Source organism: Luteimonas sp. RIT-PG2_3 (genome assembly GCF_054902115.1).
Window position 1 is genome coordinate 1 of the sequence record NZ_JBUBPF010000014.1, and the last position, 21,825, is coordinate 21,825.

At 68.7% G+C, this 21,825-nt stretch carries 11 protein-coding genes; 2 read left to right on the forward strand and 9 right to left on the reverse strand.

Features of this window, described 5'->3' with window-relative positions:
* Window positions 1–90 precede the first annotated feature (90 nt).
* Window positions 91–852, forward strand: coding sequence for a GntR family transcriptional regulator (locus tag ACYX7E_RS16845; protein ID WP_462081759.1), 762 nt, complete (start codon window positions 91–93; stop codon window positions 850–852).
* Between the two features lie 111 nt (window positions 853–963).
* Here the strand turns inward: ACYX7E_RS16845 and ACYX7E_RS16850 are convergent, their stop codons facing one another.
* The 6 genes from ACYX7E_RS16850 to ACYX7E_RS16875 form a co-directional block, all read right to left on the reverse strand.
* Entirely contained in the window at window positions 964–2,343 is a 1,380-nt protein-coding gene (locus ACYX7E_RS16850) for an O-antigen ligase family protein (RefSeq protein ID WP_462081760.1), read from the reverse strand.
* Complete coding sequence (locus ACYX7E_RS16855) at window positions 2,321–3,439, reverse strand: glycosyltransferase (RefSeq protein ID WP_462081761.1); 1,119 nt, start codon at window positions 3,437–3,439, stop codon at window positions 2,321–2,323. The genes ACYX7E_RS16850 and ACYX7E_RS16855 overlap by 23 nt, the downstream gene beginning before the upstream one ends.
* Before the next feature lie 41 nt (window positions 3,440–3,480).
* Window positions 3,481–3,678, reverse strand: a complete 198-nt coding sequence (locus ACYX7E_RS16860; RefSeq protein WP_462081762.1) for a zinc-finger domain-containing protein — start codon at window positions 3,676–3,678, stop codon at window positions 3,481–3,483.
* Between the two features lie 322 nt (window positions 3,679–4,000).
* A complete protein-coding gene (locus ACYX7E_RS16865) occupies window positions 4,001–4,708 on the reverse strand; it encodes a YceI family protein (RefSeq protein WP_462081763.1) in 708 nt (235 codons plus the stop codon).
* Between the two features lie 90 nt (window positions 4,709–4,798).
* Complete coding sequence (locus ACYX7E_RS16870) at window positions 4,799–5,389, reverse strand: YceI family protein (protein ID WP_462081764.1); 591 nt, start codon at window positions 5,387–5,389, stop codon at window positions 4,799–4,801.
* Between the two features lie 116 nt (window positions 5,390–5,505).
* On the reverse strand, window positions 5,506–6,093 hold the full coding sequence (locus ACYX7E_RS16875; RefSeq protein ID WP_462081765.1) for a malonic semialdehyde reductase: 588 nt from the start codon (window positions 6,091–6,093) through the stop codon (window positions 5,506–5,508).
* A 108-nt stretch (window positions 6,094–6,201) separates the two neighbouring features.
* On the opposite strand from ACYX7E_RS16875, the gene ACYX7E_RS16880 reads away from it, so the two are divergent.
* Window positions 6,202–7,218 carry a mitochondrial fission ELM1 family protein gene (locus ACYX7E_RS16880; protein ID WP_462081766.1) on the forward strand — a complete coding sequence of 339 codons (1,017 nt, stop codon included), beginning with the start codon at window positions 6,202–6,204 and terminating at the stop codon, window positions 7,216–7,218.
* On the opposite strand, the gene ACYX7E_RS16885 is transcribed toward ACYX7E_RS16880, so the two are convergent.
* Genes ACYX7E_RS16885 through ACYX7E_RS16895 form a run of 3 tightly spaced genes read right to left on the reverse strand, consistent with a single transcriptional unit; the run spans window position 7,219 to window position 21,262 of the window.
* Window positions 7,219–8,241 (reverse strand): OmpA family protein, encoded by a 1,023-nt coding sequence (locus tag ACYX7E_RS16885; protein ID WP_462081767.1) that lies wholly within the window; start codon window positions 8,239–8,241, stop codon window positions 7,219–7,221.
* Window positions 8,242–8,252: 11 nt separating this feature from the next.
* A complete protein-coding gene (locus ACYX7E_RS16890) occupies window positions 8,253–11,615 on the reverse strand; it encodes an Ig-like domain-containing protein (protein WP_462081768.1) in 3,363 nt (1,120 codons plus the stop codon).
* A 44-nt stretch (window positions 11,616–11,659) separates the two neighbouring features.
* Window positions 11,660–21,262: an SdrD B-like domain-containing protein gene (locus ACYX7E_RS16895; protein WP_462081769.1), complete on the reverse strand. Its 9,603-nt coding sequence runs from the start codon at window positions 21,260–21,262 to the stop codon at window positions 11,660–11,662.
* Window positions 21,263–21,825 lie beyond the last annotated feature (563 nt).

The window sequence follows — 21,825 nt, forward strand, 5'->3', positions numbered from 1 at the left end:
TCGCGACGCCGCGCCGGCCCTGCGCCGCCGCGGCCGCCACCGCCCGGATACCGGGACACGGCGCCGCCACGCAACGGACAGGACCCCGAGATGACCCAAGTCGACGAACTCCCCAAGGCCGCCTCGTCGCAGACCACGCGGGCGCTGCTGGAACTGCGCAACCTGATCCTCAATGGCGAGCTGCAGCCCAACGAGCGCCTGTCGGAACTGGCCGTGGTCGAGCGCCTGGGCGTCTCGCGCACGCCGGTCCGCGCGGCCCTGCTGCGGCTGTCCGAGGAAGGCCTGCTCGACGAGATCCCCGGCGGCGGCTTCGCGGTCAAGGAGTTCACCGAGCGCGACGTGCACGATGCGATCGAACTGCGCGGCACGCTCGAAGGCATGGCCGCGCGGTTCGCCGCCGAGCATGGCGCCAGCCCCGGCCTGCTGGCCGAAGCCCGCGAGGTGGTCGCGTCGATCGACGACATCATCGACAACGTCGGCAGCGATCCGGCCGATTTCACCCGCTACGTGCAGTTGAACGAGCGCTTCCACAACCTGCTGATCACGATGTCGGGCAGCGACCTGCTGGCGCGCGAGTTCGAGCGCATGACGCGGCTGCCGTTCGCATCGCCGAACGGATTCGTGCGCGCACAGGCGCTGGCGCCGGAGTCGAAGCTGATCCTGACCATCGCGCAGGAACAGCACCGCGCGGTGCTCGAGGCGATCGAGTTGCGCCAGAGCGGCCGTGCCGAAGGGCTGATGCGCGAGCACGCGCGGCTGGCGCATCGCAACCTGCGCTACGCGCTCGGCAACCGCGATGCCATCCGCCACGTCCAGGGCGGCACGCTGATCCGCAACAAGCGCGATCGCTGACACGCGACGCACTGTGGCGCAGTCACGGCGCCGCAGTGCCTGACCGGTGTGACGGCCTGATGGCCGGGCTGACAGGCCGAACAGTCTTGACGCGCCGGGCGCGCCCTCGCGCTAGGTGCCCGTCGTCGTACCCGCGCCCGCGTCCTTCGGATCCGCCTGGCGGACATCGCGTGGCAGGTCCTGGCGTGCCAGCAGGCTGCCGGCGTACAACGCCGCCAGCATCAGCGTCAGCCCGCCCCAGAACGTCGAATAGAACGCCAGGTGGGTGTTGAACGGGAACACCGTCACCGCCAGCGCCAGCATGGCCGGCCGTGCCTGCTCGCGTGCCTGCGGGCCGGCGAAGCGCCATGCGCGCCAGGCCAGGGCCGCGCCCGCAAGCCACAGCAGCAGGCCGATGCCGCCGGTCTCGCTGGCGATCTCGAGCACGATCTGGTGGGCGTGGAAGGCCGGGCCTTCGCCCCAGGCCGCGACCTGTCCGTCCTGAGCGTCGCAGGCCGGGAAGGCTTCGCGGAAGCCGCGCGCGCCGACGCCGTTGATCGGATGCTCGCGCGCCATGCACGCGGCCGCCGACCAGATGCGGGCGCGCCCGGACAGCGCACTGTCGACGCCCTGTTCGTCGACGGCCAAGGCATGCGAGGTGCGCACGATGCGCTCGCGCACCTCGGGGACCGTGGTCGCCAGCATCGCGATGGCGATGCCGCCGAACGCGAACACCGCCAGCAGTCGCTTCCAGCCGAGCAGGCGCCAGCCCGAGAACAGCAGCACCAGCGCCAGCGTGATCCACGACGCGCGCGAACCGGCGAACAGGATCGCCATGCCGACGGCGGCCGCGGCGATCGCCCAGCCCGCCGCACCGAAGCGACGCGCGGCCGCATACAGCAGGAAGGGCGACAGGCTGGCCAGCACCACGCCGAGCTTGAGGTTGCACGGACCGAGCACGCCACCGACACGGTCGGCGGCGGCGAGTTCGGCGAACGAGCACATCGGGCGTCCGCTGATCGCCTGTTTCGCCTGGTCCAGGCCCCAGAACAGCGGGCTGGTATCGGTCGCGCCTTCGATCAGCGCATCCACGGTCCACACCAGCACGATGATCGCCAGTCCGGCGAAGGTCAGCCGGCGACCGCGCGTGTCGGCGGCCGCCGCCGCGACCAGCCACAGGAACGGCAGGTAGCGCAGGTCCACCAGCGACTCGCGCAGCGCGCGCCCGGTGTCGACCGAATCGATCGACGAGATCAGCTGCGGCAGCCAGTACGCGCAGAACAGCACGCTGGTCAGCGCCCATGCCGGCGCACTCAGCAGTTCGGCGCTGCCCCGGAAGCGTGCCAGCAGCAGGCGCACGATCGCCGCCAGCGCGCCCAGCACCATGATGCCTTCGGCATAGCCCGGTGCCGGCCACAGTGCGACGAACGCGAGTACCCAGTAAGGCGCCCAGCGCCAGCCGACGGGCGCCTGCAGCGTGCGGGAAGGATCAATCGTCGATGAGTTGGTCATAGATCGCGAGCGTGGCCGCCTGCATGCGCGGGAGCGTGTAGGGCATCGTAACGGGAACCGGCGAGGCCTGCGCAAGCAGGCCCTGCGCACTGCGCAGCAGCGCGGCCGCATCGAACGCAGGCACCGCGCCCTGCGGCTGCAGCTCGCGCAGCAGTTCGCCGACCCCGCCATGCGCCCAGCCCAGCACCGGGCGCCCGATCGACAAGGCCTCGATGACGGTGCGGCCGAAGGCCTCGGGCTTGCGCGACAGCTGCAGCACCAGGTCGCTGGCGGCATAGGCCTCGGCGATGGCGGCGGTCGGCGGGGTGATCGCCAGGGCGTCGGCGAATCCGCCGTGCGCAGCGTCGCGTTCCAGGTCGGCGATGTACGCCTCGCGCCCGGACTCGCGCGCGCCCGGCATCCACAGCCGCGCATCGAGGCCGCCGGCGCGCAGGCCGGCGAGCAGCGCCAGCGCATCGGCATGGCCTTTCAGCCGGGTGCCGCGACCGGGCAGCAGCAGCAGCGGCCCGTCGCCACCCAGTTGCGGATGCAGCGCGGCGATGGCGCGACGTGCCTCGCGATCCGGATGGGCGCGGAACGGGAACGCCGACGGGTCGATGCCGCGCGGCACCACGCGCAGGCGCGCGGCATCCGTGTCGGGATAATGGCGCAGCACGTAGTCGCGCACGGTGTCGGAGACGCAGATCACGCGTTCGCCGCGCGCCATGATCGCGCTGTAGCGCGAAGGCGAGTTCAGCCCGTGCACGGTAGTGACGAAGCGCGGGCGGATCGCGTCCGGCATGCCGCGCACGGCAAGCCAGCCGATCCAGGCCGGCAACCGCGAACGCGCATGCACGATGTCGACGCGTTCGCGCGCGAGCAGGCGGCGCAGCGCACGGACGTGGCGGAAGACCCACAGCGACTTGCGGCCGATCGCCATCGCGACATGCTCGCCGCCCTGTGCCTGCAGCGTCGGCAGCAGTCGGCCGCCGGCCGACACCGTGATCGCACGATGGCCGGCGCGGACCAGCGCCTCGGAGATTTCCAGGGTGGATCGTTCGACGCCGCCGGACGCGAGCGCCGGCAGCAGTTGCACCACGGTCAGTCGACGCGCCATGCGCCCATCATCAACGCGGGCGGCCCGACCCACGACAACGGTCAGTCCACAAGAACGAAATGCGCGCCGCAGTAAGGACAGCTCGACTCCCCGCCTTCGTTCTCGATCGGCAGGTAGACGCGCGGATGCGAGTTCCACAACGCCATCGACGGCAGCGGACAGCTCAACGGCAGGTCGTTGCGGGTGACTTCGTAACGTTGCTGGGCGTTGGCTTGCGTCGGGTGGGCGCTGGCGGTCATGGCATCGGGATCGGGCGGAGGCGGCCCGCGCATTCTACCCCGTCGGGCGGCGACTGGCCCGTGGACAACCCTTGCGGCCTGTTGACGCCATGGCGGTGCGTCGCAGCGGATCACGGCGGTCGTGGCGCTGGCGATGCCGCACGCCTGGCAGGCGGCGCGCGGCCCCGCGTGGGCGGCACGTCGACGCAATCTGGACGGCTGGAGAGGTTCCGGGAAGACCGCGTCACGCCCGGAGGCGTGACGGGAGGTCGCGGACGGACCCGCGACGGACGTACTGGGCATGCCGCGCTGGGCTGGCCGCAAGGCGCGGCCAGGCCCGCGGTTACTGGGCGGCAGGCGCGGCGGCGGCGGTTTCGGCCACGACCGCCTCGGTGGTCAGGCGCAGCTGCACCTCGTCGCTGACGTTCGGGGCATAGGCGCCGACGCCGAAATCGCTGCGCTTGATCGTCGCGACCGCATCGAAGCCGGCGGCAGCGCGCTTGGCCATCGGCTGCAGGCCGAAGTTGTTGATCGTCACGTCCAGCACCACCGGCTTGGTGATGTCCTTGATGGTCAGGTCGCCGGTGACCTTGAGCTTGTTGGTGCCGGCCGCTTCGACCAGGGTGCTCTTGAAAGTCGCGTTCGGGAACTTGGCGGCGTCGAAGAAATCGGCGCTGCGCAGGTGCTCGTCGAACTTGGCGACGTGCGAGCTCAGGCCGGCCAGCGGCAGCGTGACCTGCACCGACGACGCACCGACGTTGTCGGCGTCATAGACGATCTGGCCTTCGGCCTGGCCGAAATGCGCGATCGGGTTGGAGAAGCCGAAATGGCTCCACTGGGCGACGACGTCGGTGTGCGACGGATCGATGATGTAGGTGCCCGACACGCCGGCGATCGGCGCAACGGTCTCGGCGGCAGTATCGGTGGCGACCGCGACGGCGGCGGAGGTATCAGCCGCCGCGGCAGCCGGCGCGGCTTCCTGCTTGGCGCAGGCGGACACGGCCAGGGCGATTGCCAACGGCAGCAGCAGGGTCTTGTTGAAGCTCTTCATGGGTGGATCCTCGTTTGGGGGTGGTGCGGACGGTCAGGACAGCGCCAGCAGAACCGCGGGCCTGCGTGTCGCCGGATGAAAAGACGGGGTTCAGGGCGCGGCGTCGGCCTGGGCCTCGGTGGTGATGCGCAGCTTCACTTCGTCGCTGACCGCGGGTGCGCCGCGCCCCAGGCCGAACTCGCTGCGCAGCACGGTGGCGGTGGCATCGAAACCGATGGTCGGCTTGTTGCTGCGCGGGTGCGTGCCGATCTTGTTGAGCGTGACGTCGAGCACGACCGGCTTGGCCACGCCCTTGATCGTCAGCGTGCCGGCCACCTTGAGGCGGCCTTCGCCGGCGGCGTCGACATGCGTGCTCTTGAAGGTCGCGACCGGGAACTGCGCGCTGTCGAAGAAGTCGGCCTTGCGCAGGTGTTCGTCGAACGCGGCTACGTGCGAATTCAGGCCCGACAGCGGAATGCTGACCTCGACCGAGGACGCCCCGACATTGTCCGCGTCATGGACGATGACGCCCGAGACCTGGCCGAAATGCGCGGTCGGGTTGGAGAAGCCGAGGTGGCTCCACTGCGCGATGACATCGGTATGGGTGGGGTCGATCTTGTACGACACCGGCGCGGCGAACGCATGGCCGGCCAGCAGCAGCAGCGAAGCGGGCAGCACCAGACGACGGAAGGAACGGCTCATGGAGGATCTCGCTTGGACGTGGGTGAGAGAACCGGGGACGTGGGTGAGCGAACGAGGCCACCGGAGACGACGGGCGGGCAGCGGGCGGCCGACGCGCGGCCGGCCCGCCGTCACGCTCAATCGATGCGCGCGACCTCGTCGAACGACAGGCGCGGCGAGCGCGGGAAGATGCTGGCCGGATCGCCCTTGCCCAGGTTGACCAGGAAGTTGGACTTGATCGCGGTCCCGGCGAAGAAGGCCTCGTCGACCAGCGCATTGTTGAAGCCCGACATCGGACCCGCGTCCAGGCCCAGCGCGCGTGCGGCCAGGATCAGGTAGGCGCCCTGCAGGCTGCCGTTGCGGAACGCCGGGATCTGGCGGCCGTCGCGCGGACCTTCGAACCAGCTCTTGGCATCGACATGCGGGAACAGCACCGGCAGCTTGTCGTGGAAGTCCAGGTCGTAGGCCACGATCACCGTCACCGGTGCGGCCAGCGTCTTGGCGCGGTTGCCTTCGTCCAGCGCCGGCGCCAGCTTGTCCTTGGCCTCTTTCGACTTGACGAAGACGAAGCGCGCCGGCGACGAGTTGGCCGACGTCGGGCCGAACTTCAGCAGATCGTAGAGCTCGCGCAGGGTGTCGTCGCTGATGTCGCCGGAGAACGCGTTGTAGGTGCGTGCCTGGCGGAACAGCTGGTCGAGGGTGGAACCATTGAGAGCATCGGGCATCGTGTTTCCTTGGGGCGTTGACAGGTCTGGGCCAGCAGGTGGAATGGCGCGCAGCAGGCCGCAGTGTAGAGTTCCACGGCTGGGGCTTGGGGGGTTCTTCCGGAACGGATGGTCACATTGTTAGAACAAACGGTGCAAACCGCCGGCATTGGCAACGAAATCCTGGCCATCAGCGACGGCCGGGCCGGCAATGCACGCCAGGCCCAGGCGTTGGCCGAGGCGGTGGCCCACCAGACCGGCGGCGTGGCGCGCCCGCTGCAACTGCAGCCGCGGGCGCCGTGGCGCTGGCTCAGCCCGCGCCGCCTGCCCGGCAGCGCCTCGGCGTTCGGCCCGGACTTCGCGGCCGCGCTTGCCAGTCCCCCGGCGCTGGCGATCGGCTGTGGCCGGCAGGCCGCGCTGGCGACACGCCTGCTGCGAGAACGAGGCGCGCGCGCGATCCAGATCCTCGATCCGCGTCTGCCGTCGCGGCACTGGGACCTGCTGGTGCTGCCCGAGCACGACGGTCGGGCCGGCGACGACATCCTGCGCGTGCGCGGCAGCCTGCATCCGGTCGACGAACGCTGGTTGGCCGATGCCCGCGCGAGCTTCCCGCACCTCGGCCAATGGCCGTCACCGCGCACGACCCTGCTGGTCGGCGGCGATACCCACCACGCGCGTTTCGATGTCGCCAGGCTCGATGCCCTGCTGGACACGCTCGACCATTGGCGCGCGCGCGATGGCGGCAGCGTGCTGGCAACGACCTCGCGCCGCACCCCGCCCGCGATCCGCGAGCGCCTGCGCGCGCGCTTGCGTGATCTGCCCGGCATGTTGTGGTCCGGCGCCGATGGCGACGGCGAGAACCCCTATCCCGGCCTGCTGGCCTGGGCCGACCGCATCGTCTGCACACCCGATTCGGTCAATATGCTGTCCGAAGCCTGCGCGACGTCCGTGCCGGTCTTCGTCTCCGATCCGGCGACGTTGGGCGGACGGCCACGGCGCTTCGTCGACGGCCTGCTGGCGGATGCGCAGTTGCAGGTCGCGACCGCCGATGCCGTCGCGACCGCGCGCACGCCGCTCGGGGAAACCGCACGCCTTGCGGCGCTGGTCTGCGAACGGCTGGGGCTGACGAGCGGCCGCAGCGCCTGATCAGGCGCCGGGCGCGTTCGCGTCCACCGGCGTGGCGTGCAGGCGCACTTCCACGCGACGGTTGGGGATCAGGCACTCGCGCAACGCCGCCTGCGGCTTGACATTGTCGCATTGCTGCACCTGCTCGGTGTCGCCCTTGAACGTATAGACCAGGGTGTCGGCGACGATGCCGCGTTCCAGCAGCAGCCCACGCACGGTCTGCGCGCGACGTTCGGACAAGGCCTGGTTGTAGTCGTGGCCCCGTCCTTGCAGGCGGTCGGCATGACCGACCAGCTCGACGCTGGCCAGCGCCAGTCCTTCTTCGCGCAGGCGCGCCAGTTCGCGGTCGAGGCTCTGCAGCGAATAGGCGCGGATATCGCCGCGACCGGCACGGTCGAACTCGAACAGCACGTTGACGGTCAGGACATGGGCCGCCGGCACGCTGGCGCCCGGCAACGCGGCACCGCACTGGCGCGACAACGCCTCGGCATCGCTGACCAGGTCCTCGGCCATCTGGATGTAGGGCTTGGCATGGCGCCATTGCTGCTGGTTGAACTCGTTGCCGGCATGCACCAGTTCCACTTCACCGCAGGCCACGGCCTGCTGCGCGCAGGCGAAGCCCGGCGTGCCATGGATGCCGCGCAGACGCTGCCACAGGTCCTCGCGCAGGCGCGCAGCGTTGTTGACCAGCGGGGTATCGGTCGGCAGCGGCGACACACCCTGCTCCATGCCGGCGATCAGCTTTTCCGACTCCGTCAACGCCGCCTGCGGGAAGTCGCTGCGGTCGTTGCGGCTGTACTCGTGGAAGGACACGTCGAGCCAGCACTGCGCCTTGGACAGGTGGTAGTCGCGGACCGGGCGGCCGCCATCGTTGAGCGCCTGGATGCGACCCTGGGTGTGCTCGTAGCCGGACAGGTCGGCATGGATCGCCTCGTCGGTGATCCGCTCCTGCTGTGCGTTGAGGCGGGTCTGCTGGGCATGGGCGCGCACGCCCAGCGAGGCGAGGATGGCGGCGGCGAGAAGGGTGGATTGGAGATGGGTCATGTCGATGGTCCTCAGCGCACCGGATCGCGGTAGCGGGCGTCTTCCCTACGGAAGAGGTCTTCGTCGAACTTGAATCGCAGGCGGATGAAGGCGCCCTGCTGCGTGTACTCGTAACCGGAGAGGTCGTCGTCGCCGCGGAAGCCGGTGGCGTTGTAACCCACCGACAACCACAGGTTCTGCCGCAGCAGGCGGCCGACCTCGACGCCGAGCGCGTACTGGTTGGCGCCGTCCTGGCCACGGAACGTGGAGGCCAGCACGCCGATGTCCCACTGCTCGGTGATGTCGTAGACCACGCGGCCGGACAGCAGCACGGCGTGGAAGTCGTCGTCGACGCGACCGGTGTCGGTGTAGAAGAAGCTGTCGCGCTGCCATTTCGCCGCGACGCGCCCGGTCAGCCACCACGGCCGCGACGGATGCCAGTCGGCATGGGCCGAGACGATGTGCGCGCTGGTGCGGATGTCCTGCCCGGTATCGGAGCCGAAGCCCGAACCATCCATGCCGCTCTCGTCCTTCTCCAGCTTGTACTCGTAGCGGGCCAGCGCGTTGACGCGGTTGGTGTCGGTATCGCGATAGGCCGCGCCGATCTGGAAGCGATCCTGCAGGACGTTGCCGCGCGCCTCGTACTCGGTACGCAATAGGTAGTTGCGCGCCAGCAGGGTCCAGTCGCGGCTGAGCTTGCGCGCCGCCAGGAACTGCAACAGGGTCGTGTTGTAGGCCTCGTTGGTCGGCGTGCCGGCGACGTCGTCGGAGATGCGGTGTTCCAGGCGGATGTTGCCGCGCCACAGCGGATTGGCGCTGTAGTCGAGCGCGACGCCGACGCCGGTGGAATCGCCGACATTGCCCGAGATCACGTTGGTGTGCTCCAGCGACGTATCCAGGCGCAGGCCTTCGCGCAGGTCCCAGCGGTTGCGCAGGCCCGAAGCCGCCTGGACATCGCGGCCGGCGATGGCATCGCGCAAGCGGTACTCCGAGAACAGCTGCGTGTCCTTGAGGAAGCTGGTGTCCACGCCCACGGCCATGGTGTCGGACTCGCGACCGTCCTGGGTCAGTCCGTTGACGCCGCTGATGCCGGTCTGCCGCTCGTAGCGGCCATAGACGCGGCTGCGTTCGCGCAACTGGTAGTCCATGCCCAGCGCGACGCGGTTGCGGTCTTCGCCATGAATGTCCTGCTCCACTTCGCCGCCCAGGCTGAAGCGGTCGCTGGCGCGGTAGCCCAGGCCGATGCGCAGCATGTCCGACGACAGCTCGGTGCCCACGGGCAGGCCGCTGGCGACATCATTGGGATTGCCGTTGCTGATGATCGGCAGGCCGGTCAACGGATCCAGCGGTTGCTGTCCATAGCCCAACGCACCGCCGCCGGCGCCGGTGGCATAGCCGCCCGACAGTCCACCGATGTTGCCGTAGCCGCTGTTGGTGGCCCAGGTGTAATAGGCGCCGACGGTCTCGCGGATCGCGCGATAGCCGAAGTCCAGCGTCAGCTTGTCGGTCGCCTTGATCCGCGTGCCCGCGCTGGCGGCATTGCGCTCGCCACCATCGGGATTGCGATCCTCGCTGCGCAGCGCTTCGGCGTACAGCTCGAGGCGTTCGCCGATCCGGTAGCGCGAGGCGAGGTTGTATTCACCGCGACCGCCGTACAGCGGCGAGGCCGGATTGTTGAAGGCCGGATCGGACTGGCCTGCGAACAGCTTGACGTCCAGGTCCTTTCCAGCGTGGCCGAGCTCGACGCGCCAGGCGTCGCCCTCGACCAGACCGCTCAGGCCCTGCAGTGCCGGCGTGCCGTACTGGTTGACGCTGTTGGTGTTGACCTCGCTGCGCGTGCGCGCGACTTCGGCGACCAGCCAGGTGTTGGCCCCCAGCCGGTAACCGAGGTTGGCACTGCCCATCTCGAACGCGGCGAACGGGTTGCGGTCGTCGACATAGGAACCGCCGATCTCGCCGCGCTCGCCGATGCGCAACTGCGCGTCGCCGCCCAGCACCAGGAAGGTCTCGGTGCCCTGGTCGAGTTCGTAGGTGATGCGCAACGAGACCGGATTGAGGTCGCTGTCGAACGAGGGCAGGAAGCTGTTGAGCAGGATCCGGCCGGAGAACGGCTCGAAGCTGTAGTCGATCAAGCGGCCGAGCGGACGCACCGAGACGATGCGCGACGGTTGGTTGCGGTCGCGGACCACCACTTCGACGCGTTCGCTGCCTTCCAGCACCGCGTTGTTGCGCAGCCCATAGGGACCGCTGCCGGCAGCCGTCAGTTCCTCGATGACCTGCCGCAGCGAGTCCTCGATGGCGAAGACGTTGCCGCGCACGCGCGCGTTCTCGAAGTGCCAGCCCAGTCCGGTCGCGGTGCGGTTGTAAGTGCCCAGCACCCGCGGTGCGCCCTGGCTGGCGACATCGACACCGCTCTGGGTGGCGATGTTGTTGCCGGTCTGGAAATCGCCGTACAGCAGGTAGCTGCGGTCCTTGTCCACGCGTACATACAGGCGCTCGGCCGAGCGTGCATCGAAGCCGCGCAGCGAGGCATCGCCGTAGACGGGATAGAACTCCTCGGGCTGGATGTCGCGCAGCAGGCGCGCACGCACCTCCTTGTCCGAATCGTAGGCCGCGGTCAGCAGGTACTCGCCCTTGACCGTGCCCTTGACGAAGAACGCCGCACGCGCCGCACCATTGGCCTTGCCGTTGTTGAACTGCTTTTCCCACCGCCGGATGTCGCGCTCGAAACCATCGCCGCGCTGGGCGCCGTTGATCAGGCTCTCGCCCCTGCGGCGGAAGTTGATGACGCCTTCGATCAGACCGGTGGCGATCAGCTCGCGCATTTCCGGCACGAAGCCGACCACGCCCTCGGCACTGTGCGCACCCGAGGTCACCCGCAGCAGCACATCCTGCGGATCATGCGGCGCCAGGAGTTCGAATTCGGCCTTGCCGCCATGCACCGCCAGCTGCACGCCGGGCGTGACCTCGTCGGCATCCAGCCGCCCGGGGCCCAGCTCATCGGTGCGCCCGTCTGCCAGCTTGATGCGGCCACCGGAGTGTTCGATGGTGGCGAAGGCATCGCCGGCCATCGGCTTGCCGTCGGCATCGTACAGATGCACGACCACCTTGACCGGCGACTGGCCATCGGCCGGCACGCCATCGCGGTCGACCTCGACCACGACGCGGTCGACGCCGGCATTGACGCTGTAGTCGACATTGCCCGGCTGCGCGTACAACGGCTGCGGCGCGCGGTCGCGGGTTTCCGGGCTCTGCGGATACAGCGCCGTCGCCTGTCCCAGCGCGGGCGTGAAGCGCTGGTCGCCGGACACGGTCTGGGCCGCGGACAACACCGGCACCATCGCCAATGCGAGCGCCAGCGTCAGCGGATGCAGGGGATGACGCGAGGCGCGCATGGGCATGGCTTCCAACATTGGCGACGGGCGGGATGCGGCGCGGTTCATGGCTGCACCTCCGGGCCGGCGTCGGCATCGCGAGCGGTCGGCCTCGGCGCGGTGGGCCGGGGGTCGACGATCGGCCGCTGGTTCGCGGTGTCCGTGCCCTGCTGTGGCGTGCGCGCCGGCTTGCTCTCGAAGCGCAGCGGCTGCTGGCCACGTTCGCTTTCCGGTGCGCGCACCTCACCCTGCGTGCGCCGCGCCTTGACCTGTTCGATGACCAGGTTGGAGCAGCTGCCCTCGATGAAGTCGGCGCGATGCAGCTCACCGTTCTTGAGGTCGATGAACAGGCTGTCGGCATCGCCGAGATTGCGGTTGCTGCTGGTGACCAGGCGCGAGCCGACCGGCAGCGTCGACGGATCCACCTTCAGGGTGTGGCTCTTCGGCGGCAGGCCGCAATAGCTGTACTTGCCTTCCGAATCGCTGATCATCCAGGTGCCATCCTCGAAGTACAGGCGTACGCCGGGGATGCCGAGTTCCTCCCTGTCCTGCACCTGGTTGAGGTTGCAGTCCATGAAGATCTTGCCGAGCACGCAGCCTTCGTCGGCGAACACGCCGCCGCTGATGATCACGCGATACTCGGCCGGGTTGGACGGCACCACGCCACCATTCGGATACGGCGCCAGCGTGTTGGGATCGACGCAGCCGCCGTCGATCGAACAACCGTACGCGCGGGCGCGGTTGATGCCGTCGCCCTGCTGGCTGCCGACACCGACGCGCACGCGGTAGCTCAGCGTCCGTTGCGCACCCACGGCCAGCGAACCGACATCGAACACCAGCAGCGGACCGGGCTTGCCGAGTGGGTTGGCGATGCCGGCGCCATCCACGCGCGCGGTGCCGTCGATGAAGGTGAAGCCATGCGGCAGGCGGTCGATGACGTTGACCGTGGCCATTGCCGCACCCGCGGTCTGGCGGATGCTGATGGTGTAGAGCAGGCTGTCGCCCACTTCCACCGTCTTGCGGTCGCCGGTCTTGGTGATGACCAGGCCCGGCGCGATCTGCGGGTCGAGCGGGATGTGGTTGTGCACCGGCACGGCCACGCCGGAACCCAGCGTCACTTCCAGGTAGTACGTGGTGCCGGTCCCGACCGGCGCCGTCGGCGCGGTCGCATTGGTCTGCACCGGATAGCCGACGCCGGGCGTCGACGGCGGCGACAACGGCGAGGTTTCCGCCGGGATCATCGACGACTCGAACGCATAGCCGGCCGGCGGCGTGACCGCGAGCTGGAAGCGGCACGATGCCGGGGCGTCGGGACCGAGCAGGAACTGGTAGAAGCCTTCCGCACCGACCGTCATCGACACCGATGTGCCCTGGATCGTGTAGCCACCCAGGCTGGCGTTGAGCACGTGCTGTTCCGGCGCGTAACCGGCGCAGGTGCCGACCGGCGTCAGCGTCACCCGCGAACCGGGCACCGGGCTGCGCGTGGTGGCGTCATAGATGACGCCGCCCGGGTTCAGCGGCAGGCTCTGCTGCGGCAGGTTCGCACCCGGCGCCAGCACCACCGAAAGGTGCGTGTTGCCGCCGCCACTGCTGCGGCACGAGCTGGCGCTGCCGTTGGCGATGGCGGTCGTGGCGTCGCAGCTCACCGGCGGACCGGCGGCGGTGTCACCACTGACCGGCAAGCCCCAGACCACGCCGGTCGAGGGATCGCGGAAGCGGATGTCCAGCGGCACGCCGGGAACCTGGTCGGGGATCGAGTACGAACCGTCCGCCGCGGTCGTGGCGGTGCCGACGATCTGGCCGTTGCCGTCGACCACTTCCACCAGCCAGCCCGACAGGCGGCGGTCACCGCCGTCGACGATGCCGAAGTCGCTGCCCTGGTCGAACCACACCGTGCCCGACACCGAGGCCGACAACTGCACCGCGGTCGGCAGGCGGCATGCGTTCTGGGTGATCGCCGGATCGCAGACCGGCAGATCACCGGGATCGCCTTCGAAATCGGCGCGCTCGTCCACGCTCGGCGTGCGGAACTCGTTCTCGCCGCCGCCTTCGACCAGCACGGCATTGTTGACCGGCGAGCCGGTGGCCGCACTGGCATCGACACGGACGCGTGCCACGATCGTGTCCAGCGCGGTGGCGCCGGCCGCGATCGCCGTCGTGCTGGCGCAACGGAAGCGGTTGTCGCCTTCGCTGCCGCTGCAGGTCCAGCCGTTGCCGGTCGGCACGGCCGCCAGGGTCAGGCCGGCCGGCAGGCGGTCCTCGACCACGTACTCGCCGACACTCGGCCGCTGGCCGATATTGCGCACGCGGATGGTGTAGCTGCCGACGTTGTTGACGGTGAACGTCACCGGCGTGGCGGTCTTGCTGACCACCAGGTCGGGCGAATCGCCGACCTCGCCGAAGTTGTTGTCGATCGACTGCCCGCCCGGCGGCAGCACGATGCCGCTGATGGCCGACGGCGTGGTGCTGACCGGCGTCGCGCTGCCGATGCTGCTGCCGTCGATGGTGCCGGCGGTGGTGATGCCGTTGAGGGTCTCGGCCGGCTGCGTCGGTTCGGTCACCGTATAGGTGCCCGGACGCAGGTCGTCGAAGCGGTAGCGGCCTTCGCTGTCGGTGGTCAGCGTGACGCTGATGGTTTCGCCGAGGTCGTTGCTGCCGGTCAGCACCACGCTGACGTTGGCATAGCCGCCTTCGCCGGCATCGATGACGCCATTGTTGTTGCCGTCGTTGTAGACGCGGCCGGAGATCGATCCGGCGGGGATTTCGCCGAAGTTGTTGTCGCCGACCTGCTCGCCGACGCCCAGCGTGATGCCACTGATCACCGATGGCGTGCTGGTCGGCGGCGTCGCAGTGCCGCCACCGCTGCCGGCGACCGTGGTGCCATTGAGCGTGCCGGCCGGCTGTTCGGGTTCGGTGATCGTGTAGGTGCCCGGCGGCAACTCGGTGAAGGCGTAACTGCCGTCCGGCTGCGTGGTGACCTCACGGGTGATGGTGTTGCCGGCCAGGTCGGTGCCGGTCAGGCGCACGACGACGTTGCCGATGCCGGTTTCCGATGCATCGATCAGGCCGTCGTTGTTGGCATCGCTCCAGACCCGGCCGCTGATCGAACTGTTCAGCGGAATCTCGCCGAACAGGTTGTCGACCGAACTGCTGCCCGGCGTCGTCAGGTCGATGCCGGCGATCGCGCTGGGCACGGTCGCGATCGGCGTGGCGCTTCCCGACACGGTACCCCCCACGTTGCCGGCGATAGTCTGGCCATTGCTGGTGCCGGCCGGTTGCGTCGGCTCGGTCACCGTGTAGGTCCCCGGGCGCAGGCCGTCGAAACGGTAGTCGCCGTTGGCGTCGGTGGTGGTGGTCAGCGACACCGTGGCGCCGCTGTCGTCGGTGCCGGTCAGCTGGAGGGTGACGCCCTCGATGCCGGTTTCGGCGGCGCCGGACTGGATGCCGTCGTTGTTGGCGTCGAAGAACACGCGCCCCGACAGCGAGACCGGCAGGGTCTCGCCGAAGTTGTTCTGCACCGAGTCGGCGCCGGCAGGCAGCGCGATGCCCACGACCGCGCTGGGCACGGTCGCGACCGCTGTCGCGGTCCCGCTGCTGGTGCCGCCGATGTTGCCTGCGAGCGTGATGCCGTTGAGCGTGGTCACGCCGCCGACGACCGGCTGCTGCACCTGCTGCGTCACGGTGTAGGTGCCGGCCAGCAGATCATCGAAGCGATAGTCGCCGTTGGCGTCGGTCACCGCCGCGGCCACCGTGTTGCCGAGCGCATCGACCGTGCCCGCAGGCAGGCTCACGCTGACGCCAACGATACCGTTCTCGCCGGCATCGCGCACGCCGTTGTTGTTGGCATCCAGCCACACCTGTCCGGACAGCGACGCGGCCAGTTCGCCGAAGTCGTTGCCGCTGGAGCCGGTCGCCGGCAGGTTGGTGATCGTGACGGTGTTGCTGCCGTTCTGCTGACCGTCGGCCAGACCAGTCGGTTGCGTCTCGACGATGCGGTAGTTCTGCCCGGCGATCGCGCCGCCATAGCTGTAGTCGCCGTTGGCGTCTGTGGTTAGCCTGACCGGTGGCAGATCGTCCGCAGTGCCGAAGATGCCATCGGGGCCTGCACCTTCGATGACCACGGTGACGCCCGGAATGCCGGGCTCGCCGCTGTCGCGGCCGCCATTGTCGTTGCGGTCCAGGTAGACCGTGCCGCTGATGACAGCGTTGGCCAGCTCACCGAACAGGTAGCCGGTGGCCTCCTGCCCTTCTCCGATCACGATGCCGTCGATGACGTTCGGCGTGGTGGCGTTGCCGCTCGTGGTCGCGTTGCCGGGCGTGTGCTTGCCGTCGATATAGCCGGCAGGCTGGGTCTGGGTGATCGTGTACGTGCTGCCGGCCTGTGGCGGCAGCAGGTCGGCGAAGACATACGCGCCGTCCGCACCGGTCTGCACGCTGATGTTGACGGTATTGCCGAGCACGTCGATGCCGGTCAGGACCAGGGTGACGTTGGCGATCGGGTTCTCGCCGGTATCGAAGCTGCCGTTGTTGTTGTTGGCGGCCGTCGTCGAGAAATCCTCGAACACCGCGCCGGCCAGCGAGCCCAGGCGCTCGCCGAAGTCGTGCCCGGCCGAACCCGCAGCGGGCAGGCTGGCGATCTCGATGACGTTGCCGGGGTTCTCGATACCGTTGGCATAGCCATCGGGTTGGGTCTGGGTCACGCGGTAGTTCTGGCCGACCACGAGGTCGGTGAACTGGTAGGCGCCAGTGTCACTGGTCTGCACGATGACCGGGGCGGGATCGTCGCCGTTGCCGAAGATACCGTCGGCGCCGGCGCCGGTCAGGGTGATCGTCACACCCTCCAGACCACCATTGGGAAGCGAGTTGCGCTCGCCCGCGTCGCCGTCGTCGAAGTTGCCGTTACCGTTGCGATCCAGGTAGACGCTGCCGGAAATCCCGGCAATGGCGTCCTCGCCAAAGTTGAACAGCGTGCCGTCGGTACCGGCCGACAGGTCGATCGCACTGATGCGGTCGGTGGTCGCGGCGTCACCGGACAGGCCGGTCCCCGGCGTGCAGCCGCTGCTGCAGGGCAAGCCACCGATCTGGCCGGGGTTCACCGCCGTCGGGCGGTTGCGGTAGGTGCCGGTCGGCAGCACCTGGCGCAGCGTGTATTCAACGAACGGATCCAGGTCGCTGAAGGTATACGCGCCAGCACTGTTGGTCTGCGCCGTGGTGATCACCGCGCCGGTGGCCGCGTTCAACAGTTCGACCGTGGCATCGGCGATCGCGGCATCGCTGCCGTCGCGCACGTTGTTGAAGTTGCCGTCGATGTAGACGAAACCCGACAGCGACGGACGCCGCACTTCCGGGAAGTTGTAGCGTAGGCCTGCCTCGCTGGCGCCCACGGCGATGGCGCTGATCGAAGAGTTCGGCGAACCGGCGGCGTAGTTACCGCCCAGCGAGGGTTCGCTGCCACCGCTGGTCGGCAGAGCGACCGGGCCGTTGACGAAGCCGGCCGGCTGGGTCTGCGTCAGTGTGTAGCCGCTGGCATCGGCCGGCGACAGGTCGCTGAAGCTGTAGCTGCCATCGGCGGCGGTGACGGTGGCGAGCTCCACCGCGTTGCCATAGGCATCGGTGCCGGTCAGCGTGATGGTCACACCCTGGATGCCCGGTTCGCTGCCGACGCCCTGGTGCGTGCCGCCATTGGCGCCTGCACGGTCGCGATCCTGGAACACCACGCCGGCCAGCGACGAGCGCGTGACCAGGATGTCTTCGGTGCTGGTGTTGTTGCCCTGGTTGCCGTCCACCTGCTCGGTGGTGATGCTGGCGGTGTTGATCTGCGCAGCCGCGCCGGGATAGGTCGTCCAACGCACCGGGATGATGACGCGCACCTTGCCGGACACGGTGACGTCGCCCAGTTGGCAGGTCAGCACCAGCGCCGCCGCGGCGCAGGTGCCGGTTCCGTTGGGCACCTCATCGCCACCCGGCGATGGGCCCTTCTTCTGCCAGCTGGCGGACCCAAAGATCTCCAGGCCGGCAGGCAAGGTATCGGTGATGACCGTGCCGGTCCCGTTGAGCGGACTGTCGCCGGCGCGGTCGCGCGACAGACTCGCGCCCGGACCATTGTTGACGCCCTCGATGACCCAGTAGAACGGCTGGCGCAGTGCCACCGATGTCGCCGGGGCAGCGGGCAACGCAGCATCCGGATCGCTGTCCGGCAGCGTGGTGAAGACATGCTTGCTGACGCCGACGTCGGCGCGCACGCGGATCGAGGTCTGCTCGACCACGCTGTTGTCGGCGGGGTTCGGGTCGGTCTCGGCGTGCAGGACTTCGACGTAGTTGCGGGCGGTGTCGCCACTGGCGCCAGGCGGCGATTCGTAGCGGTACTGGATGAACACGTAGCTGGTCGCGTTGACGCCGAGGATGCCGGTCGCGTCGCTGCTGCCGAAGCCTGCGCCGGGTACGTCGCATTCGATGCTCAGGCCGTTGTCGGTGGGCGTGATGCCTGTACCGATGAACGGATTGGCGCTGGTCACCGTGCAGCCCACGGTGCTGAATGCCGCCGTGGCACCGCCGACGTCCCCCCGCGCAATGCCCATGAAGCGGACTTCCCGCCCGGCAGGCACGCGATAGGTGTCGTGGATGCGCACGCTGCTGGCCACCGAAGGGCCGATGTTGCGCACGGAGATCCGGTACGTGATCAGGTTGGCCGCCGGATTGAGGGCGTCGTAACCCAGCGGGTCCACGCCACCGGTGAATCCCAGGTCGGTCTTGTTGACGATCAGGTCGGCCTCGCCCTGCTGGAACGTCAGCGAGGCGCTCTTTGTGTCGTCGGCGTCACTGATGTCGGTGTTGTAGTTGAACGGACCGTCGGCATCGCTGCCGGTCGCGCCGCCGTTGATGACGAAGCTGGCGACGTTGTCGAACTGGCGACCCGCAGGATTGTTGCCGCTGTTGACGTTCGGGCGGATGGTCACCCGCAGGTCTTCGCTCTGCCGGTGCGCCATCGCCAGCGCCGGGCATGCGATGACCAGTGGCAGCGCGCCGCCGGTCGGGTTGGCATAGGACATGCCACCGGCCGTCGTCGTGGAGGTGATGCCCGCGGAGGGCGTTGCGGTGCAGGCCACGTTGCCGGGCGTACGCACCGCCGAGACCAGTACGAACCCGTCGTCGTTGGCGGGTAGCATGAACGTGTCGCGGAAGACCACGCCGGGCACCGCCGATGCACCCTCATTGAGGTAGGACATCACGTACAGGCTGTTGACGCCCGCCCGACCGACGTTGCCGGTGGTGATGTTCTTGGCCGTGGTACGGATGTTGGCCCGGCGCTCGATGCGCACCCAGTCGCTGGCCTGGTTGTTGGTGCCGTTGATCTCGCCGACCGAATCGGGCACCGACGGATCCACTGCCACGCCGGCGGTGTTGCAGAACGCGCCGCTGGCGGGCGCACCGACACCGCAGATGCCGGGGCTCTGGCCGATGCTGTCGAACAGCGGACCGCTGACGGTGATGACAATGTCGACGGACTGGCCGGGATCCAGCGGCGTGGTCCCGGACCGGCAGACCACCGACGCGCCATTGACGGGGCAGCTCCAGCCGGTCGGCTCGGCGACGACAATGGTGGTGCCCGGCAGGCCTGCCGATGCCGGCACATAGCCGGGAATGGTGTCGTCGACGACGATGCCGGTCGCCGCGACCGCATCGGTGATCGGCAGGTTGGTGACGCGCAGCGTATAGGTGAAGCTGTTGGCGCTCAGGGCAATCGTGTTGTCCGCTGCGGCCGGCGTATTGGTCCACTTCTCGATCTGCAGGTCGACGCGATCGTTGGTGGTGCGCGTGCCGTCGCCCGCGCAGTCGTTGAGGGTGTTGCGGTCCTCATCGATGTTGCCGGTGAGCGGTTCCAGCGAGCCGCCCGAACCACCGGTACAGGCATTGTTGGTCAGCGCCAGGTCGGCCGAGCGTGCGCGGGTGATGATGCGCAGCTCGGGCGCGGACGTGTCCCTGGCCAAGGGATAGCGGCCTGGGTCCAGGTCGCAGGTGACCACCTGCGTCGGCCCGGCCACGTTCCATGTCGGCGGTGCCACCGAGCAGGACCAGTCGCCTGCATTGCCGCCGCTGACGAACTCCTCGCCCGGCGCCAGCGTGTCCACCACGCGGACATTGCCCGTGGCGGCGCGCGGCCCGTAGTTGTGGACCGAGATGGTGGAGGTCATCCGGCTGTCGGCGTCGTCGCCACTGCCCGGCCAGATCGCGACCAGCGCGGGTGTCTTGCGCTTGGCAAGCCCCAGGTCGGCACCGTCGGGGATCACGCTGAACGTGGCGCTGGAACTGTTGTTCGACGGAACGGCATCGGGGGTCTGCGATGTCACCGTCGCGGTGTTGGTGACGTCGCCACTGCTGTTGGGGCCGTTCGAAGGCACCATTGCCTGGATGGTGAAATTGACGATGGCGCCCACGGCCAGGTCGCCCGCAAGCGAACAGCCGCGCGTCGCGTCGCCGTTGCTGGTCGTGCAGGTCCAGCCCGCGGGCTGGTTGCCGCCGGTGACGGTAAAGCCCTGCGGCAGTGCGTCGGTCCAAGAAGGATTGGTCGCCGCACTGGGCCCCAGGTTGCGGACCTGCACATTGAACGTGACCGGCTCGCCAGCGATGGCGGGCGACGGGTTGGCACTCTTGCTGATCGTCAGGTCCGCACCCGGCGTGACCGGCGTGGTCACGTCGGCGGTGTTGTTGCCGACGTTCGGGTCGGGCGTGGCGCCTGCATTGACCACGGCGGAATTGGTGATGTTGCCGCTGCCGACATTCACCTTTCCGCGGAAGCTGAAGGACGCGCTTGCGCCATTGGCCAGCGTGCCGGCATGGGTCGCGGTCATCGCGCCCGTATTGAAGCTCCAGCCTGCACCGGCAAAACTGTCCGGAACAAAACTGATGCCGGCAGGCAGCGTGTCGACGACGTTGAAGCCCGCCGACGCATTGGGACCGTCGTTGAAGACCTCCAGCGTGTAGGTGACCTCGTCGCCGCCGATCACAGGCGACGGCGACGCCGACTTGACCAGGCGCAGGTCGCCCGACTGGATCAGCGTGGTGCCCTGGCTCAGGTGATTGTTGTCGGTATCGCTGTCGCCGGCGTAGAACGGATGTGCGGGCGGCAATGCGTTCAGCGCTTCCGCCGCAGCCGGCAGATTGCCGGCGAATCCGACCGCGCCGTGGACCTGCACGGTGCCCGCGGCCATGCCAACGGTGTTCATCTCGATGTCGAAGGCGACTGCCGAGGCGTCCTGCGTCAGCGTCGGTATGTCGCAACGGATCCGCACCGGCGCGCCGCCCTGGCTTGTGCAGAACGCAGGCAGGGTGCCCGCGGTGGCGCCGGTCGGCAGGTCGAACAAGGCAACGGCGTTGGACACGGTATCGGTGTCGCCGTTTTCAACGACGACGCGATAGACCACCGTGCCGCCGACCGGGGTCGGGTCGTAACCGGTATCGGAGAGATTGCTGATCTGGAGGTCGGCCGCCCAGGCTGCCGGCGAGATCGCGCACAACAGCGCGAAGGCCCAGCGCTTGAACGGTGTCGCCCCGGTCCGTGCAGGGTCCGGCGGCCGGAGCCTGGAGTGTCGAAGGTCGGGCGCACGCTGTTCGAGACGAACGCGTGCAATGGCTTCGCCGAAGGCGATCCGGTCAGATTGATGAGTCACGCACTTTCCCCTGAAACCCGGCCCGCCAGAAACCGGCAAACCTTCTTCTCTCGAGCGGACGCACACGACTGCTCCCTGTGCAGGCATGCGCGAAGATGCCTGGACGGAGAACACACCCGCGCGATCCGGCAGGTGCACGCCCTGTCCAAGCACCGCGCAATGTAGAAGAGGCTCCAGGATGCCTCGCTATCGCTACATCACCTCAGAACGGTCCATGACTTCAATAAATTGATATGTAACGCAATAAATGGATATGAAATGCGATACGCATGAATATTTCGTCATGCTGTGCATATCCGATTTGCGCGCATCTGCAGCGTCACAGCGTGCAGCCAAGTGTCGGAGGCGACGACCTCCCCTCCTGCAACATGGGGCAATGTCTCAGGCATGCGCACGACGCGCTCGCTGGGAACGACGAAAGAGTACGGAGAGGGGATGGAGATTCCAGATGCTCTGGCACACATCGCCACGTCGCATCACGCGCCGCGCAGGCCCGATCATTCGCGAACGTATGCGCGACGGCGGGCAAGCGATCCGCGATCGCGCGGGTCGAGGCGACCGGA

Excerpts from the sequence above, each read along its gene's own strand:
- ACYX7E_RS16855 (WP_462081761.1), bottom strand. The coding sequence starts at position 3,439 with ATGGCGCGTCGACTGACCGTGGTGCAACTGCTGCCGGCGCTCGCGTCC.
- ACYX7E_RS16845 (WP_462081759.1), top strand. The coding sequence starts at position 91 with ATGACCCAAGTCGACGAACTCCCCAAGGCCGCCTCGTCGCAGACCACG.
- ACYX7E_RS16850 (WP_462081760.1), bottom strand. The coding sequence starts at position 2,343 with ATGACCAACTCATCGACGATTGATCCTTCCCGCACGCTGCAGGCGCCC.
- ACYX7E_RS16880 (WP_462081766.1), top strand. The coding sequence starts at position 6,202 with ATGGTCACATTGTTAGAACAAACGGTGCAAACCGCCGGCATTGGCAAC.
- ACYX7E_RS16875 (WP_462081765.1), bottom strand. The coding sequence starts at position 6,093 with ATGCCCGATGCTCTCAATGGTTCCACCCTCGACCAGCTGTTCCGCCAG.
- ACYX7E_RS16865 (WP_462081763.1), bottom strand. The coding sequence starts at position 4,708 with ATGAAGAGCTTCAACAAGACCCTGCTGCTGCCGTTGGCAATCGCCCTG.
- ACYX7E_RS16860 (WP_462081762.1), bottom strand. The coding sequence starts at position 3,678 with ATGACCGCCAGCGCCCACCCGACGCAAGCCAACGCCCAGCAACGTTAC.
- ACYX7E_RS16870 (WP_462081764.1), bottom strand. The coding sequence starts at position 5,389 with ATGAGCCGTTCCTTCCGTCGTCTGGTGCTGCCCGCTTCGCTGCTGCTG.
- ACYX7E_RS16885 (WP_462081767.1), bottom strand. The coding sequence starts at position 8,241 with ATGACCCATCTCCAATCCACCCTTCTCGCCGCCGCCATCCTCGCCTCG.
- ACYX7E_RS16890 (WP_462081768.1), bottom strand. The coding sequence starts at position 11,615 with ATGCGCGCCTCGCGTCATCCCCTGCATCCGCTGACGCTGGCGCTCGCA.